Origin of the sequence: Pseudomonas sp. RL_5y_Pfl2_69 (assembly GCF_963970465.1) — a bacterium.
GTDB lineage: Bacteria > Pseudomonadota > Gammaproteobacteria > Pseudomonadales > Pseudomonadaceae > Aquipseudomonas.
This window is the reverse complement of the sequence record NZ_CAXAOU010000008.1, coordinates 156399-173489: the sequence shown is the minus strand read 5'-3', so window position 1 is coordinate 173489 and position 17091 is coordinate 156399. Positions and strand designations below refer to the sequence as shown.

The following is a 17091-nucleotide window of genomic DNA, read 5'->3' as shown; positions in this document are numbered from 1 at the left end:
AGGCAAGCCGCAGGGATACCATCGCAGGCAAGCCAGCTCCCACAGGTTGGGTGATGTCCCTGACGGCAAGATCAATGTGGGAGCGGGCTTGCTCGCGATGCAGGCGCTGCGTTTTGCCGCGCAAGCCCGCTCCTGCAGGTTTAACCGCGTCCAGGCAGCATGCGCAGCAGGGTGTTGTCCTTGATCAGGTAGTGGTGCGCGAGCCCTGCAACGGCATGCAGGCCGATCAGCCAGTAACCGATGGTGCCGCCCAGTTCGTGCCAGCTCTTGATCTGCTTGGCGAAGTCAGGGTCCTTGGCGGTGAGTGGCAGGATATCGACGCCGTAGAAGAACACCGGCTTGTCGTTGTAGCTCAACACCAGGTAGCCCAGTACCGGCATGGCGATCATGAACAGGTACAGCGCCCAGTGCATGAGCGTGGCCAGTGCTGTTTGCCAGGCAGGCGGGGTTGGGGTGATTTTTGGCGCGACGCCCAGGGTTCGGGCCAGCAACCGTAGCCAGACCAGCGCAAAGACGGTCAAGCCGAGCATGAAGTGCGCGTCTTTCATCAGGTTGCGACCGGCGCTGTCCTTGGGAAAGATCCCGCGAAACTCAATGGCGGCGTAGATCAAGACAAACAACAACACCATAAGCCAGTGCAGGGCGATGGACATTCGACTGTAGTGATGGGCGGTGCTTTTCCAGGACATGGTGTTTCCTCACAGTTCAGGTCTGAAGCCTCCGTTCTTGTGTGACGGAGTCCCTGTACTTTAAGCGAGTTGGGCGATTTCGCACTGAGATACGTCAGCTTTCTGGGTTGCCCGGCACATTTGGCCAAAGGTCGGACACTAAAAACAAACGTTCGGCTTCTTCCCAGTCGCCCTCACTGTTCTGCACCAGACGGACCAGCAGTTGGGCCGGTGCCTGGGGGTGCAGTTCGGCAAGCCACACGTCGAGCTGTTGCGCCGTCCATATCCCTTCGGGGCCATAGAGTGCCGGGGCAAGCCAGGCATGACGGGGCAAGGGCTGCCAGCAACCGGCAGGGCTCTGGCGGATAAACGCCGGCCAGTCGCGCTGATGCAGCCAGCTGCCACGCAGGTGCTGGGGGTTGGCGCCTGCCGGGGCCTGTGCCTTGCCCGGCCACGGATACAGCAGGTAGCCACCGAGCCACAGGTGCGCGCTGAACGTCTGGACATCAAGGCTGGCAAGGACTTCGCGGCTTTCGGGGCGGCTGGACATGGGGAGCTGATGCTGGCTGAAATGCTTGAGCTTGCGGTCCAGCCGGTCATTGCTGCCGGGGCCGAGCCATTGGGCAGGGTCCGTGCCGTCTGCGTCCTGAGGCCCGAGGTAGAGCTTGATCGCCAGTTCCAAGTGATGCACACCTTCGCGGTCACGCACCAGCAGGTCCAGTTCCCCCAAGGTATGCCCGCCAAGCCGGATCGGCAGGTTGGCCGCAATCAGCTCGACGCCCGGCGCGTGCTGCACGGCAAATTGCCATAGGCGCTCGTAGTAGCGCCCCAGGCGCCGGGTGGTCGCCAGTGCCAGCCAGTGCTGCAGCGGTTCGCTGCACCGGTCCAGCTCGCGCAGCCAGTGCTCAAGCTGCTCCGGGGCCTGGACCCAGTCGCTGCCTGCCAATGGGTGACGTTGGGGCCAGGGTGTGCGGCTCAGCATCGGTGGGGCGAGAATCACCCACGCCAGGTCGCGCACCTCAGGGTGACGCAATTGGTGGGGCAGGTTGAGCAAGTCGGGAAAGAGTGTCATTGAGCGAGCATAGCTGTTTGCCAGACCCCGGGGGCTGAAAGGGTTTTGTCTATCGTCGTCTTTCGCCCATAATCGTTGTTTTCGCACGCATTGAATCCCGCAGGAGCCCCATGGAGCAATTTCGCAATATCGGCATCATAGGTCGTCTGGGCAGCTCCCAAGTGCTCGACACGGTTCGCCGACTGAAAAAATTCCTGCTTGAGCGGCACATGCACGTGATCCTCGAAGACACCATCGCCGAGGTGTTGCCCGGTCATGGCTTGCAAACCTCGTCGCGCAAAATGCTCGGCGAAGTCTGCGACATGGTGATTGTGGTCGGCGGCGATGGCAGCTTGTTGGGCGCGGCTCGCGCACTGGCCCGCCACAACGTCCCGGTATTGGGCATCAACCGTGGCAGCCTGGGCTTTTTGACGGACATCCGTCCGGATGAGCTGGAAGTCAAAGTGGCCGAGGTGCTCGACGGTCACTACCTGGTTGAGAACCGCTTCCTGCTGCAAGCCGAAGTTCGCCGTCACGGTGAAGCCATCGGCCAGGGCGACGCCCTGAATGACGTGGTGCTGCACCCTGGCAAATCCACGCGCATGATCGAGTTCGAACTGCATATCGACGGTCAGTTCGTGTGCAGCCAAAAGGCCGACGGCCTGATCGTGGCGACGCCCACCGGCTCCACGGCCTACGCGATGTCCGCGGGCGGCCCGATCATGCACCCCAAGCTCGACGCCATTGTGATCGTGCCCATGTACCCCCATACCCTCAGCAGTCGCCCGATTGTGGTCGATGGCAACAGCGAGCTGAAAATCGTCGTGGCCAAGGACATGCAGATCTACCCGCAAGTCTCGTGCGATGGTCAGAACCATTTCACCTGTGCTCCGGGCGACACCATCAACGTCAGCAAAAAAGCGCAGAAGCTGCGCCTGATTCACCCGTTGGACCACAACTACTATGAAGTGTGTCGGACCAAGCTTGGCTGGGGTAGCCGACTGGGCGGCAGGGCTGACTGATGCTCGATCCAGCGCGCAGTTACGATCTGATCGGTGACGTGCATGGCTGTGCTCATACCCTTGAGCACCTGCTGGAGCGTCTGGGCTATCGCAAACTCGCCGGTATCTGGCGACACCCGCAACGGATGGCGGTGTTCCTGGGTGACATCATTGATCGCGGCCCGCGCATTCGCGAGTCGCTGCATATTGTTTACGACATGGTCAGGTCCGGTCAGGCCCTGTGCCTGATGGGCAACCATGAATTCAACGCGCTGGGCTGGTGCACACCCGCGCCCGCCGCAAGTGGCAGGCAGTTTGTGCGTGAGCACACCCCGCGCCATGCCCGGCTGATCCACGAAACCCTCGAGCAGTTCGACCAGTACCCTGCTGAATGGCGTGAGTTCGTGCAGTGGTTTTATGACATGCCGCTGTTTGTCGACGCCGGGCGTTTCCGGGTGGTGCACGCCTGCTGGGACGCCGAGGTGATTGCCACCTTGCGGGCGCAATACCCCGATGGCTGCATCGACGAGGCGTTTTTGCAGGCGGCCGGCATGCCGGACAGTTTTGCCAACATGAGCTTCAACCGACTCTTGCGCGGTACGGACATGCGCCTGCCGGGCGGCATGACCCTGACGGGTGGTGATGGCCTGACGCGGGCGTTCTTTCGCACCAAGTTCTGGGAAGACGACCCCAAGACCTACGGCGATATCGTGTTCCAGCCTGACGCGCTACCTGATCGCGTGGCGCAACAACCGCTGTCCTCAACCGAGAAGAGCGCCTTGTTACGCTACGGCATTGATGAGCCGCTGTTGTTTGTCGGTCACTACTGGCGCAGTGGTCGGCCTGCGCCGATCCGCCCCAACCTGGCGTGCCTGGATTACAGCGCGGTGCTGTACGGCAAGCTGGTGGCATACCGTCTGGATCAGGAAACCCGGCTCGATCCGAACAAATTCGTATGGGTGAATGTAGATCGCCCAGAGGCCATTCAATGAGTGCTGTAGCTGTATTACGTTTGCCGCTGTCCGTCGACCTTAGCGGCTTTGTTGCCTTGCTCAGGCGCATGCAGGTCCCGCATCGGGTCAGCGAGGAAGCGGGCGAGCAGGTGTTGTGGGCGCCCGAGGCCATCGCCGATGATGTGCGCAGTTTGTACCAGCGTTTTCCTGTGGGTGATCCGGAGCACGAACTGCCCATCGTTGAACGCCCGGCGGCCATGCCCCGGCCGGGTTTTGCCCAGCAACTGCGTGCCAGCCCGGCCACGGCGGTGGTGTTGCTGCTGTGTGTGATCGTGGCTGCAGTGACGCAACTGGGTGACAACCTGTCGGCCCTGAGCGGGCTGACCTTTCTCGACTTCAGCATTCGAGGCCAGTACATCCAGTTTGTCCCGCTGTCCGACAGCCTGGCGTCGGGGCAGTGGTGGCGATTGTTCACCCCGATGCTGATCCACTTCGGCTTTCTGCACATTGCCATGAACTGCATGTGGTACTGGGAGCTGGGGCGGCGCATTGAAATGCGCCAGGGCAGCATCAACCTGATTGGCTTGAGCCTGTTGTTCAGCCTGGTATCCAACTTCGCCCAGTACCTGTTTGGTGGCCCGAGCCTGTTTGGCGGGTTGTCCGGGGTGTTGTACGGGCTGCTGGGGCATGTCTGGATTTACCAGATGATGGCGCCAAACCCTTTGTATCACCTGCCTCGCGGGGTACTGGTGATGATGCTGGTGTGGCTGGCGCTGTGCATGTCGGGTCTGGTGTCGATGATCGGTTTTGGCCAGATTGCCAACGCGGCCCATGTGGGCGGTTTGGTGATCGGGTGCCTGACCGGTTTGCTGGGCGGGCTCTGGGCGCGGCGCAAACAGATGGCTTAACTCTGTAGTCGCTGCCGCAGGCTGCGATGGGCTGCGCAGCGGCCCTGCTTTTTTGAAGGTCCTTTGGACCTTATCGCAGCCTGTGGCAGCGACTACAGGTTTACTTTTTAGAGTGGAAACGAACCATGTCCTCTTTCAACGAAATGATTCAAAACATCACCCCCGAGATCTATCAGAGCCTGAAACTGGCCGTTGAAATCGGCAAATGGGCAGACGGCAACAAACTCACTGCCGAACAGCGCGAGCTGTCGTTGCAGGCGATGATTGCATGGGAAGTGCAGAACCTGCCTGAAGACCAGCGTACCGGTTACATGGGTCCGCAAGAGTGCAGCTCCAAGTCGGCGCCAGTGCCTAACATCCTGTTCAAGTCGGATGCCATCCATTGATTGAGATTGGCCGTGGTGCAATCAGCAAAATGTCGGCAAGCCTTGAAACGCCGACCGTTCAGTATGCGTTTCGTTTGGGCGATACCGAGGTGCCGGTCAATCCGTTGATCGGCACCAAACTGCGTCTGGAATACCTGGGTGAGATCAACTGCACTCACTGCGGGCGCAAGACCAAAAAGAGCTTCAGCCAGGGCTACTGCTACCCGTGCATGACCAAGCTGGCGCAATGCGATGTGTGCATCATGAGCCCGGAGCGTTGCCACTACGAGGCAGGCACTTGCCGTGATCCGTCGTGGGGCGAGCAGTTCTGCATGACCGATCACGTGGTGTATCTGGCCAACTCCTCGGGGATCAAGGTCGGCATCACCCGTGCCACCCAGTTGCCGACACGCTGGCTCGACCAGGGTGCCAGCCAGGCGCTGCCGATCGTGCGGGTTGCAACCCGTCAGCAATCGGGCTTTGTCGAAGACCTGTTCCGCTCGCAAGTGGGCGACCGAACCAACTGGCGTGCACTGCTCAAGGGCGATGCCGAGCCTGTTGACCTGAGTGCCGTGCGTGAGCAATTGTTCGAGAGCTGTGCCGAAGGCATGAAAACCCTGCAGGAGCGTTTTGGCCTGCAAGCGGTCCAACCCTTGTCAAACGTGGAGCCGATTGAGATTCGCTACCCGGTCGAGCAGTACCCGAGCAAGATCGTCAGCTTCAATCTGGACAAGGATCCGATCGTGGAAGGCACGCTGATGGGGATCAAGGGCCAGTACCTGATCTTTGACACAGGCGTGATCAATATTCGCAAATACACGGCCTATCAACTGGCCGTGCATCAGTAAAAGGACTCCAGCATGCGCACCGAACAACCGCAAATGATCTACCTGAAGGACTACCAGGCGCCCGAGTACCTGATCGACGAGACGCACCTGACCTTCGAGTTGTTCGAGGACCACACCCTGGTCCATGCGCAACTGGTGATGCGTCGCAACCCGGCACGTGGCGCGGGGTTGCCGGCGCTGGTGCTGGACGGTCAGCAGCTTGAGCTGCTGTCAGTCAGCCTCGACGACATCGAACTGGCGGATGATGACTATCAGTTGGGCGACAGCCATCTGATCCTGCACCCGACCGCCGAGCAGTTTGTGGTCGACACCAGCGTCAAGATCCATCCCGAGTCCAACACTGCGCTGGAAGGCCTGTACAAGTCCGGCGGGATGTTCTGCACCCAGTGCGAAGCCGAAGGCTTTCGCAAGATCACCTATTACCTAGATCGTCCCGATGTGATGAGCAAGTTCACCACCACCGTGGTGGCCGAGCAGCACCGCTATCCGATCCTGTTGTCAAACGGCAACCCGATTGCCAGCGGTCCCGACGAAGACGGTCGGCACTGGGCAACCTGGGAAGACCCGTTCATGAAACCGGCCTACCTGTTTGCGCTGGTAGCGGGGGATCTGTGGTGCGTTGAAGACAGCTTCACCACCATGAGCAACCGCGTGGTTGCACTGCGCATTTATGTCGAGCCGGAAAACATCGACAAATGCCAGCACGCCATGGTCAGCCTGAAAAAGTCCATGGCCTGGGATGAAGAAACCTACGGTCGTGAATACGATCTGGATATTTTCATGATCGTCGCCGTGAACGACTTCAACATGGGCGCGATGGAGAACAAGGGCCTCAACATCTTCAACTCCAGCGCCGTACTGGCCCGCGCCGAGACCGCGACCGATGCCGCTCACCAGCGGGTCGAGGCCATCGTGGCCCACGAGTACTTCCACAACTGGTCGGGCAACCGCGTGACCTGTCGCGACTGGTTCCAGCTGTCGCTCAAGGAAGGCTTCACGGTGTTCCGTGATTCGCAGTTCTCGGCGGACATGAACTCGCGCACGGTCAAGCGCATTCAGGACGTGGCCTATCTGCGTACCCACCAGTTCGCTGAAGACGCGGGCCCAATGGCTCACGCGGTGCGCCCTGACAGCTTTATCGAAATCTCCAATTTCTACACCCTGACCGTTTACGAAAAGGGTTCTGAAGTGGTGCGCATGATCCACACCTTGCTGGGGGCCGAGGGCTTTCGCATAGGCAGCGATCTGTACTTCGAGCGCCATGACGGCCAGGCCGTGACTTGCGATGATTTCATCAAGGCCATGGAAGATGCCAACGGCGCCGACCTGAGCCAGTTCAAACGCTGGTACAGCCAGGCAGGCACTCCGCGTCTTGCCGTCAGCGAGCACTACGATGCCGCGCAGAAAACCTACAGCCTGACCTTTGCCCAAAGCTGCCCGGCCACCCCGGACAAGGTTGAAAAACTGCCGTTCGTGATTCCGGTCGAGCTGGGCCTGTTGAACGCCCAGGGCACTGAAATTGCCCTGCAACTGACGGGCGAAGCAACTGCCGAGGGCACCAGCCGCGTACTGTCGGTGACTGAGGCCGAGCAGACGTTCACGTTTGTCGGTATCAACGAAAAGCCGTTGCCATCGTTGCTGCGCGGTTTCTCGGCACCGGTGAAACTGAGTTTTGCCTACAGCCGCGACCAACTGATGTTCCTGATGCAGCACGATACCGACGGCTTCAACCGCTGGGATGCAGGCCAGCAACTGTCGGTGCACGTGCTGCAGGAATTGATTGGGCAACATCAGCGCGGTGAAGCACTGGTGATGGATTCGCGTTTGGTAGAAGCCTTGCGCAGTGTGCTGGGCAATCAGGCGCTGGATCAGGCCATGGTCGCTGAAATGCTGTCGTTGCCGGGCGAAGCCTACCTGACTGAAATCAGCGACGTGGCGGACGTTGAAGCGATCCACATCGCTCGTGAGTTCGCTCGCAAGCAACTGGCCGACAGCCTGTTCGACGGTTTGTGGGCTCGCTACCAGGCTAACCGTGAAGTGTCGAAAGTCACGCCATACGTGGCTGAAGCCGAACACTTCGCCCGTCGTGCGCTGCAAAACATCGCGCTGTCTTACCTGATGCTTGCCGGTAAGCCAGAGGTGCTGGCGGCGGCTCTGGAGCAGTTCGAGCACAGCGACAACATGACCGAGCGCCTGACGGCGCTGGCGGTACTGGTCAACTCGCCATACGAGGCTGAAAAAGCCGCGGCGCTGGCCAGCTTTGCCGAGCACTTCAAGGACAATCCACTGGTCATGGATCAGTGGTTCAGCGTGCAGGCCGGCAGCACCCTGCCGGGTGGCCTGCAGCGTGTGCGCGAGTTGATGGAGCACCCTGCATTCAACCTCAAGAACCCGAACAAAGTGCGGGCTCTGGTGGGTGCGTTTGCCGGACAGAACCTGATCAACTTCCATGCCGCGGATGGCTCGGGCTATCGCTTCCTGGCGGACCTGGTGATCCAGCTCAACGGCTTCAATCCGCAGATTGCATCGCGGCAACTGGCGCCGTTGACCCGCTGGCGCAAATATGACGGCGCCCGTCAGGCGCTGATGAAAGCGGAACTGGAACGCATCCGCAATTCGGGTGAGCTGTCCAGCGACGTGTTTGAAGTGGTGAGCAAAAGCCTGGCGTAAACCTGTTCACTTTCAAATGTGGGAGCTGGCTAGCCTGCGATGCAGACGCTGCGGTCTGGCAGGCAGGTTGGGTTGATGCCATCGCGAGCAAGCCCGCTCCCACAGAGGCGCAAATCGCTTAAGTGAACAACAGTGGTCTTGAAAAAGGCGCTGCCCGAGTGATCGGGCAGCGCCTTTTTCATGGTGTCGACTTCTGCTCTTGCAGGGTTACCAGGCGCGATACCGGTACCCCGTTAAACACCAGCGTGTAGTTGATGGGCCCCTTCAATGCCTGGATATCGTTATCGACATAGGAATGTTCATGGTCGGTAAGCCGGGCGATGGGCTGGCCGTCGCGGTAAATCTCAACGGGCTTGCCAGTCGGGGTTTCTGTGCGCCAGGACAGGTTGACTTGGGCGCTATCAGGTTGTTGCTGCGCAGTGAGCTGTCTGACACCCACGGGCCCGATCAGGGGCAGGCCATCCATTGTGTAACGGGTCAGGTCCAGTTTGACGCCAAGCCAGGCCAGCACGGTGGGGGTGATGTCCGCCTGGCTGGCAAAACCGTACAGGCCCTTGAAATCGGGGTTCAGGGGTTTGCCGATGGGGGCCGTCAGTTGTGCGTTGCCTTTCTTGTTCATGGCGATAAAGGTGGTTTTTTCGCTCAGGGTTTGTTCGCCGTGGTCCTTGCCTTCAGGCAAGTGCCTGCCGTGATCGGGCAACACGATCACCAGCCAGTCTTCTTCGGGATGGGCTTTTTCACGGCGTTGCAGGGCCAGGAGTATCTGCCCGACCTGGGCATCTACGGTCTGAATCGCCTGTTGATACTCGGGTGTGAAGCCGAGTCGGTGGCCGGTGATATCGGGTTCATCGAAGTGGGCGAACAGCAGATCGGGCTGGCCGTTTTCCAGTTCATGACTGACGTTGTCGACGACGCACGGATCAACCCCCGAGCACTTGAAAGCCAGGTCGATGTAGCCCTGGGCAATATCCTCGGCGAAGTTTTCGTGGATCACGTTCCAGCTCACGATGCTGGCCGTCTTGCGGTCAGGGAAGGCCAGCTTGAGCTGTTTGAACAGGCTGGGCGCCTGATTGCGCAGGGCCTCGTCATTGGCGTTGACCTGATGGCGGTCAACCCAACTGCCGGTAAGGATGGTTGTCCAGCCCGGGCCACTGACCGTGGGCTGCTGGGTGGAGGTACCCAGTACCCCGCCGGTGTAGCTTTTGTACAGGTGCAAGCGGGCAATAGTGGGCGCCTTGCCCTGTTGAATGGCCTGTTGCAGCTTTTCGTACTGCATGCCATCCACGCCGATGAGCAAGGCCTTGTGGGTTTTGAGGGTGGGGGTTTCGGCAGCAGGGGCTGCCAGTGCCGTGAATGTGAGGCTCATACAGACTGTAATCAGGGCACACCTTAGTAACATCATGCTCACCTCCGTGACGTGGATGGTTATCGCTTACATCAGCTTAGTCCTTCTGGTGAGCTGGCTTGCTTGCGATGCAGACGCTGCGGTCTGGCAGGCAGGCTGGGTTGATGCCATCGCGAGCAAGCCCGCTCCCACACTAGGTGGTGCAGTGACCTGATTGTGGGAGCGACACGCAACCTGTGGGAGCTGGCTTGCCTGCGATGCAGACGCTGCGGTCTGGCAGGCAGGCTGGGTTGAAGCCCGCTCCCACACTAGGTGGTGTAGCGACCTGATTGTGGGAGCGACACGCAACCTGTGGGAGCTGGCTTGCCTGCGATACAGGCGCTGCGGTCTGGCAGGCAGGCTGGGTTGATGCCATCGCGAGCAAGCCCGCTCCCACAGTAGGTGGTGTAGTGACCTGATTGTGGGAGCGACACGCAACCTGTGGGAGCTGGCTTGCCTGCGATACAGACGCTGCGGTCTGGCAGGCAGGCTGGGTTGATACCATCGCGAGCAAGCCCGCTCCCACAAAACAAACACAGTTTTGTGCAGGTTTAGAACTTCCAGCTGACCGATGCCGTGACGTTTCGCGGTGCGCCATAGTTGCTCTGGCCGTAACGAACGCTTTGCAGGTATTTCTCGTTGGTCAGGTTGTCCAGGTTGAGCTGGGTGCTCCAGTGCGGATCAATGTCGTAGCTGGTCATCAAGCCCACCAGCGCATAAGCGGCCTGGTTGGCGGCAGGGGCGGCGTCGTTCTCGATTTTGCTCTGCCATTTGAGGCTGCCGCCCACCTTGACCTTCGGCGCCATCGGCAATCGGTAGGTCATGGAGGAGGTCAGGGCATTGCGCGGGATAAATTTACGTCCGCGCTGGTTGTCGGCATCGGTGATGTAGACATAGGTATAGCCACCGCTGATTTGCAGACCCGGGGCCAGTTCCCCCGAAGCTTCAAGCTCCAGGCCGCTGCTTTTGTACGACATGCCGTCATACAGGTAGCCGCCCAGAGCAGAGTCAAAGCCAGCATAAGTGGCGACGTTGTCCTGTTTGGTGTGGAACACCGCAGCCGAAACGTCCAGTCGCTTGTCCAGCAAATGCCCCTTGATTCCAGCCTCGTAGCTTTTGCCTTCCAGGGGTTCCAGTACCTGGCCCTGGGTGTTGAGGTAGTACTGCGGATTGAAGATCCTGGTGTAGCTGGCATACAGCGAATACTGCGGGGTGAGGTCGTAGACCAGGCCTGCGTATGGCGTGACCTTGCCATGAATCCTCACGTTGCGGCCCGAGCCGTAGTTTTCGCCGTCGCTGTCGGCACTGAGCATGCGTGCCCCGGTGATCAGGTGCAGGTCGTCGGTCAGGCTGAAGCGGGCACCGGCGTAGAGGCTTTTCTGGCGGTCCGTGTAGTTGGAGGTTCCGTCGGCATTGGCGATGTTGTAGGTGGGCTTGGGGAGGGTGCCGTTGAGGGCATCTTCCAGCGACACCGGAGTGTAGTACGACGCGCTGCCGTACAGCGACGCCTCCTGGGTGCGCGAGCGCGCCACGTTGGCACCGAAGGTCAGTTGGTGCTCGCGGCCGCCCAGGCTGAAAGGGCCGCTGAACGACAGGTCGCCATCCAGCTCACGGGTCTTGCCCTTGTATTTTGAAGCCAGGCCCGTGTAGCCAGTAGTCGAGCCATTGTCGCCATAAATGTAGAACATGTCGGTGTCTTCGCGGTGCTCCATGGCCGTCAGGGTCAGCGTTGACTTCCAGTCATTGATGAAGCGGTGCTGCCACTCGGCAAAGGCCCGGGTGGTGCGTACGTCCCAGTACACCCAGGGTTGGGCAATGTTGGAGGAGGTGCTGCTGTAGTGCACCGCATTGCCGTTGCTGTCGGTGAGTGGCAACGCGCCCCAGCTGGCACCGTTGGCGTCGCTTTTCTGGTCTTCGTAACCGACGGTCAGGGTATCGTCGTCGGTCAGGTCGAAAGCCAGCATGCCACTGAAAATGTTCTTTTCCCGGGAATAGCGGTCCAGATAGGAATTGCCCACTTCGTTGGCATAGATCACACGCCCGCGCACATTGCCCGAGTCGGTCAGCGGCCCGGAAACATCCAGGTCGACCCGGCGCTTGTCCCAGGAACCGGCGCTGACGCTGACCTTGGCCTGCGGCTCATACGTGGGGCGCTTGCGAATGAAGTTGACCGTGGCAGAAGGGTTTCCGGCGCCCGTCATCAGGCCGTTGGCACCGTGCAAAACGTCTACTTGCTCGTAGGGTGCGGTGTCGATATCGCCCACCAGAACGCCGCCGGTAAGCCCCATGCCCATACCGTCGTACTGGAAATTGGTGATATCAAAACCGCGGGCGGTGAAGTACGTGCGGTCGGTCTCGACCTTCTGCACGTTCACCCCCGGAGTGCTCTCCAGCACATCGCGAATGCTGTTGAGCTGAAAGTCATCCAGTTGCTCACGCTTGATACTGGTAATGCCCTGGGGCGTTTGCCCGGCGGTGAGGTTCAAGCGTGTCGTCGTGGCACTCGGCTTGGCCTGATAGCCCTGTGGGGCCTCATCGCTGTCTGCCGTTGAGGTGATGCTGGTGGACGGCAGATTCAGGGTGTTTTCATCGGCCAGTGCAGTATTGCAAATACTCAAGGCGAGCAGCGTGAGGGCTGATGCGGGCAGGGTGAACAGTGGGCGCATGATCTGCGAATACTCCGGACGGGAACTGCGTAAACGAGAATTGGTTACAAAGCTTTACATTTGTATTAATGGTAATCAATTCTATTTACCAATCTTTATGATTCGCATTTGTGCGGACGCGCGGTTTACCGTTTTCGATCGCAGATCGGCTAAGGGCAGATTCTGTATTTACAGGGAGTGTGTAGTCGCTGACGAGGAACGAAGGCTGCGTCCGGTTTGGTGCGCCACTGCGACGTAGCGACCGCAAAAACTGCCCCCCGGTTTTTCCTGACTCACCGCAACATCCGGGTTTACGACGGCTTCGCCGCCGAACGCAGCCTTCGTTCCTCGTCAGCGACTACAGATTGAGCCGCGCCCCCACATACAAGCCGCTGACGAGCAGTGCCCATTCCGCCCTAGAAATCCCAGCGGGTATTGAGCATCACATTGCGCGGGTCGCCGTAATACGCGGTGTTATAGAAGCCGATGTTGGTGTAGTACTCCTTGTCGAACAGGTTGTTGACGTTGAGTGTGGTGGAGAGGTGCTCGTTGACTTGATAGCGGACCATCGCATCAACCAGCCAGTAGGCATCCTGGCTAAAGTCCTGGTATTGGTCCCTGGCGCGGTTGTAGATGTTCTGCCAGCTGCGATTCTGCCAACGGGCACCGCCGCCGATGGTCAAGCGGTCCAGCGGCCCCTTGAACCTGTAGGTGGTGTACACGCTCAATTGGTCCTCGGGCTCCCAGGTGGAGATTTTTTTGTCTTCGCTGTCACGAATGACCTTGTGCGTAAAACCGGCCTGCGCTTGCCAGCCAGGCGCCAGTTCACCGGACATTTCGGCTTCAAAACCCTTGGCTTTGGCCTTGGTGCCGATTGATGCATAGAGAATCGACGGGTTGGTCGGATCTGCGTTGTATTCGGCATCCGGCTCGGCACGGTTGCTTTCATGTACCTCGAAATAGGCCAGGCTGGTGTTCAGCCTGCCACCATAGAATTCACCCTTGATTCCCACTTCGTAGTTTTTGCCTTCATCCGGCTCGAGCACCTTGTTCTTGCGATCACGGTTGTAGGTCTGCGGCATGAAGATGTCGGTGTAGCTGGCATACGCCGTGAAATGGTCGTTCAGGTCGTAAGTGGCGCCCACATAGGGCACCAGCCGGCCAGTTTCGGTGATGTCGTAATCGCCGGTCAGCCAGTAATTGGCGACCCGTGTACCGAGCAACAGATTCAGCTCATCGGTCAGGTTGAAACGGGCGCTGATGTAGCCTGCGGTTTGTCGCGTGGTGGTGTCGTTATATTGGGTGGGTGCGCCCCAGTTCGGTTCCGTGGTCTTGCCATCGAAGTTCCAGAAATCAATCACGTTGGCACTGAGGAAGGTCGGGTTGCCGTAGTCCTTGCCTTGCCAGTGGGCGGTGGAGGCCGACGCTCCGATGACCAGTTCATGCTCGCGGCCGGCCAGGCTGAACGGGCCGCTGAAGTAGGCGTCGGCGGCGTCGGTGCGGGTGTTGCCGGTAAATTTGTTGGCATAGATCGATGACAGGCCGGTGGCAGGGAATGGCCCGCTCATGACCGAACCCAGCGGGGCATCGTAGCTGTTGACCTGATGGGTCAACTGCGCCTTGCCGACCCAGGCGTTGGCGAAGCTGTGCTCCAGGGTGGCGAACACGCTTTGGGTGGTCTGCTCCCAGCGGCTCCAGTTGGCGCCGTTGTTGTACGAGCGCTTCACGTCGATGCGTTCGCCAGTGCGGTCGAATAACGGGCGACTGCCTGACCAGCCCGAAGCATGGGGGTCGTTGTTCTGATAATCGAAGCCCACGGTCAGCAGGGTGTCATCGCTCAGATCGGCTTCCAGAGTGCCGAAATAGACGCCGGTCTTGCGCTCGTAACGCTCCATGAACGAGTTCTTGTCCTGATAGGCAGCCACGGCCCGGCCACGCAGGTTGCCGCTGTCGGTGAGCGGGCCGCTGACGTCGACTTGGGTGCGGTAGTTCTCCCAGCTGCCAGCCCCTGCCTCGATGCTGGCTTTGAATTCGCGGGTCGGTTTCTTGCGGATCAGGTTGATCGTCGCACCCGGCGCGCCTGCGCCAGTCAGCAGGCCGGTTGCACCCTTGAGGATTTCCACCCGGTCATAGATGGCCATGTCGCTCAGGGTTTGCCCCGAGGAATAGGCCGAGTTGCGCAGGGTGGGAATGCCGTCGTACTGGAAGTTCTCCACCGAGAAGCCGCGGGCATAGTAGTTGGTGCGCTCGCTGTCAAAGGTCGACACCGTGATGCCCGGGGTGTGGCGCATCACTTCGTCGATGGAGTTGAGGCCAAAATCATCCATGTGCTGACGGGTGATCACCGTGATCGACTGCGGCGTTTCCCGCGGCGTCAGCACCATGCGGGTGGCCGTTGCGATGGTGCCGGGGGTGTAGGAGCCGCTGCCTTCGGTGATGGTGCCCAACTGGTTGGACGTGACCTGGGTAGCCTGCAACTCCAGTTGCCCGTTGTTCTGGGGCCCCCGTGCAATAACACGGTAACCGTCGCCTTCTCTGACCGCTTGCAGGCCCAGGGGCTCAAGGAGGCGCTGCAAGCCTTCACCGACGTCAAAGCTGCCGCTCAGGCCGTCGCTGTGGATGCCGGTGGTCAGCGTCGAATCAACGGCGATCATCACGCCGGCTTGTTGGCCAAAGCTGCCCAGCACCGAGTCCAGACTGCCCGGTGCGATGCGGTAGGCGTGTTCGCTGTCCGGTGCTGCGAATGCCCCGTGGCTGGCCGTGGCAATGGATAAACCAAATACAAGGGTGCGCAATGCACCGGCAAGGGGGGTAAGTCGGCTGTGCATAAAAAACTGTCCATGTGTGAGAAGGGTGGGCATTGCGCTGTTAATCAGCGTCTTCCCTGAACTTGATGCACCAGATGGGAAAAACTGCCGCCTGTGCTGAAAATAAATAGTTTTCAGGCAGGGACGACGTTGGCCCAGTAGCCGAAAACACGCTGCACACGGATCGGCAGCACGTGGGTGAGCAGGTCGAGGCTGGCGTCCGGACGGTCGATGGAGAACGACCCCGACACCTGCAAGGCAGCCACCGCGGGGTCGCAGCGCACCACGCCAGGTCGATAGCGGTTGAGCTGGGCAATGACCTGGGACAGCGGCATGCGCTCGGCGATCAACAGGCCGTTGACCCAGGCATCGGCACCGGCCGACACCTGGCTGTAAGGTCCGGCGCCATGGCGATCGAACGTCAATTGTTGACCGGCGCCAAGGTTGAAACGGTCACCCCGTGCCAGCTCGATCGAAGCGCTGCCGGTCAGTACCTGCACCCGGGTGCCGTCGATCCCGGGCAGGTTCTGGCTGATGACCAAGCGTGAGCGGGCCGCTGGCAGCACCCGGCCATGGACCGTGCTCAGACAGACGTTGGCCCCAGTGATCAATACGCGGCCCAGGTTCAGCGTCAGGTTGGTACCGGTGCCCGTGGTTCGGGCATCGAGTGCGGTGTGGGTGTCCAGCGTCAGCTCGACCTGCCGGGCCAGGGAGAATTGCCGGCGCTCACCGGTGGCGGTGCGGTAGTCGCTGAACAGTTCCGGCAGCAGTATCCGTTCACGCACGCTGAAGCCCGTGGCCAGCGCCACCCCTAGACCGGCAAACCCCTTGAGCAGTGTGCGTCGCGAAGTGGCATGGCGTGAGCGCAATAACGTACGCGCTCCTGCGGCAGGGAGCATGCGGGTACTGTCGCGAAAATCAGCGTTCAGCCCGGTCAACCGTTGCCAGGCCATCTCATGCTGCGCAGATTGCGTGCGCCAGTGCTGGCAGGCCTGACGTTCGGCTTCGGTGCTGACGCCCGATTGCACGATAACCATCCACTGCAGGGCCTGCTCGACCACATCATGGTCCAGGCGCTGGGCATTGCAGGGTTCAAACCGGTTCACCCGACGTAGACCGCGCTGTAACAGTGACGATAGGCCTTGAGCATGGCTTTTTGCACGACGTTGACTGTCAGGCCCATGTGCGTGGCAATTTGCGGGTAGGTCAGGCCGTCCAGTTGCGAGAGCAAGAAGATTTCCCGCACCCGGGTGCCCAGGCCATCGAGGACCTGGCCGACAGCGTCCAGGGCTTCGAGCACCAGCAGGCGTGACTCAGGGGAGGGCACATGCTCTGGCTCAAGGGCTGCCAGCGACTCCAGGTACGCCCGCTCCAGTGCCTGGCGGCGAAAATACTGGCCGCACAGGCGGCTGGCAATGGTGGTCAGGTACGCACGGGGCTCACGTAACACCGGTGGCGTGTCAGTGCGCAGCATCCGCAAAAAGGTGTCCTGAGCCAGATCCAGCGCCTGCTCCTGATTGCCCAGTTTGCGGCGCAGCAATTGCACCACCCAGCCGTGGTGCTGAACGTAGAGATCACCCAGGGCACAGCGTGTGGAAGAAGGGGACGTGAGCATCGATTGCAATTCCAGAGCAGACACTGACAAGGATGGCAATGATAGCGCTTCTCATTAGCGTGTGCTCGGGAATGTTGCTGGGTGTGTCGGGTGACGAGGTTTGCGATCGTGAATCCAGGTGGCGGGTTTTACAACGGCTTCGTTGCAGTGGCGCACCAAACTGGACGCAGCCTCGT

General features: G+C 60.2%; 13 protein-coding genes. 6 read left to right on the top strand and 7 right to left on the bottom strand.

The genetic code is table 11. The features are described 5' to 3' along the window. Positions 1-140: 140 nt before the first annotated feature. Positions 141-689, bottom strand: coding sequence for a cytochrome b (locus AACY07_RS15505; RefSeq protein WP_339475825.1), 549 nt, complete (start codon positions 687-689; stop codon positions 141-143). 94 nt (positions 690-783) lie between these two features. Continuing rightward, positions 784-1740 carry a DUF1853 family protein gene (locus AACY07_RS15500; RefSeq protein WP_339475822.1) on the bottom strand — a complete coding sequence of 319 codons (957 nt, stop codon included), beginning with the start codon at positions 1738-1740 and terminating at the stop codon, positions 784-786. A 110-nt stretch (positions 1741-1850) separates the two neighbouring features. Here AACY07_RS15500 and AACY07_RS15495 point away from each other — a divergent pair, with 110 nt between their 5' ends. The 6 genes from AACY07_RS15495 to pepN all read left to right on the top strand — a co-directional run bounded on the left by AACY07_RS15495 (position 1851) and on the right by pepN (position 8464). Further along, the gene (locus AACY07_RS15495; protein ID WP_095000386.1) at positions 1851-2741 is read left to right on the top strand and encodes an NAD(+) kinase; all 891 of its coding nucleotides are present in this window, start codon (positions 1851-1853) and stop codon (positions 2739-2741) included. After that, complete coding sequence (locus AACY07_RS15490; protein ID WP_133079236.1) at positions 2741-3712, top strand: metallophosphoesterase; 972 nt, start codon at positions 2741-2743, stop codon at positions 3710-3712. The genes AACY07_RS15495 and AACY07_RS15490 overlap by 1 nt, the downstream gene beginning before the upstream one ends. Then, positions 3709-4581, top strand: a complete 873-nt coding sequence (locus AACY07_RS15485; protein ID WP_339475818.1) for a rhomboid family intramembrane serine protease — start codon at positions 3709-3711, stop codon at positions 4579-4581. Before AACY07_RS15490 ends, AACY07_RS15485 begins: the two co-directional genes overlap by 4 nt. A gap of 125 nt (positions 4582-4706) precedes the next feature. After that, positions 4707-4967: a YeaC family protein gene (locus AACY07_RS15480; RefSeq protein WP_016780738.1), complete on the top strand. Its 261-nt coding sequence runs from the start codon at positions 4707-4709 to the stop codon at positions 4965-4967. Next, positions 4964-5794 carry a DUF2797 domain-containing protein gene (locus tag AACY07_RS15475; RefSeq protein WP_339475814.1) on the top strand — a complete coding sequence of 277 codons (831 nt, stop codon included), beginning with the start codon at positions 4964-4966 and terminating at the stop codon, positions 5792-5794. Before AACY07_RS15480 ends, AACY07_RS15475 begins: the two co-directional genes overlap by 4 nt. A 12-nt stretch (positions 5795-5806) precedes the next feature. Then, positions 5807-8464, top strand: a complete 2658-nt coding sequence (gene pepN, locus AACY07_RS15470) for an aminopeptidase N (protein WP_339475812.1) — start codon at positions 5807-5809, stop codon at positions 8462-8464. A 178-nt stretch (positions 8465-8642) separates the two neighbouring features. On the opposite strand, the gene AACY07_RS15465 is transcribed toward pepN, so the two are convergent. The 5 genes from AACY07_RS15465 to AACY07_RS15445 form a co-directional block, all read right to left on the bottom strand. After that, positions 8643-9830, bottom strand: a complete 1188-nt coding sequence (locus AACY07_RS15465) for an alkaline phosphatase family protein (RefSeq protein WP_339475809.1) — start codon at positions 9828-9830, stop codon at positions 8643-8645. A gap of 569 nt (positions 9831-10399) precedes the next feature. Beyond that, on the bottom strand, positions 10400-12514 hold the full coding sequence (locus AACY07_RS15460) for a TonB-dependent siderophore receptor (protein WP_339475807.1): 2115 nt from the start codon (positions 12512-12514) through the stop codon (positions 10400-10402). A gap of 395 nt (positions 12515-12909) precedes the next feature. Further along, positions 12910-15321 carry a TonB-dependent siderophore receptor gene (locus AACY07_RS15455; RefSeq protein WP_339475804.1) on the bottom strand — a complete coding sequence of 804 codons (2412 nt, stop codon included), beginning with the start codon at positions 15319-15321 and terminating at the stop codon, positions 12910-12912. Positions 15322-15434: 113 nt separating this feature from the next. Then, positions 15435-16406 carry a DUF4880 domain-containing protein gene (locus AACY07_RS15450; protein WP_339475801.1) on the bottom strand — a complete coding sequence of 324 codons (972 nt, stop codon included), beginning with the start codon at positions 16404-16406 and terminating at the stop codon, positions 15435-15437. Next, positions 16403-16915, bottom strand: a complete 513-nt coding sequence (locus AACY07_RS15445) for a sigma-70 family RNA polymerase sigma factor (RefSeq protein WP_339475798.1) — start codon at positions 16913-16915, stop codon at positions 16403-16405. The genes AACY07_RS15450 and AACY07_RS15445 overlap by 4 nt, the downstream gene beginning before the upstream one ends. Positions 16916-17091 lie beyond the last annotated feature (176 nt).